Annotated in this window: 1 protein-coding gene; it reads right to left on the reverse strand. The window is 69.6% G+C overall.

The genetic code is table 11. The features are described 5' to 3' along the window. The coding region (locus tag J5M71_RS27015; RefSeq protein WP_207838574.1) for a hypothetical protein at window positions 1-530 on the reverse strand (530 nt) is incomplete at both ends.

Genomic DNA, 530 nt, shown 5'->3' on the forward strand with positions numbered 1-530 from the left:
CGTCTTCTGCGTGCCGAGCAGCTCGACGAACGCGCGACGCTCCAGCGCGAGCAGCCATTCCTCGTCGACCGTGCTGCCCGCCTCGACGTCGCCGCCGCACACCGCTTCCGCGATCCGGCTCGCGATCAGGAAATCGTGGTCGCTGATGAAGCGGCCGTCGCGCATGTTGACGAGTTGCGCCTTGATCGTCGCGATCGCCGAGCGGCCCGCCACCGGAATTTCCTTCGCCTTCAGCGGCGCGCGGTAGCCCGCGGCGGCCAGGCCGCGCGCTTCCTTCTTCGCGACGTCGAGCAGCTCGAACACGTTGAACACGATCGTGGCCGACGGCTTCACGTAGCCCATCGCGCGCGCTTCGTGCGCGGACATCGACACCTTCGCCATCGCCGCGTTCTCGAACGGCTTCGTCAGGAACTTGAGCAGCTCGCTCGTCATGCACGCCGCCGTCGCCGCGTCCGCCGCGCGCAGCGCCGCTTCCTTCAGGCCGCCGCCCGCCGGCACGAGGCCGACGCCGACCTCGACGAGGCCGATAT

This window comes from Pseudomonas sp. 43(2021) (assembly GCF_017490805.1).
Lineage (GTDB): Bacteria > Pseudomonadota > Gammaproteobacteria > Pseudomonadales > Pseudomonadaceae > Aquipseudomonas.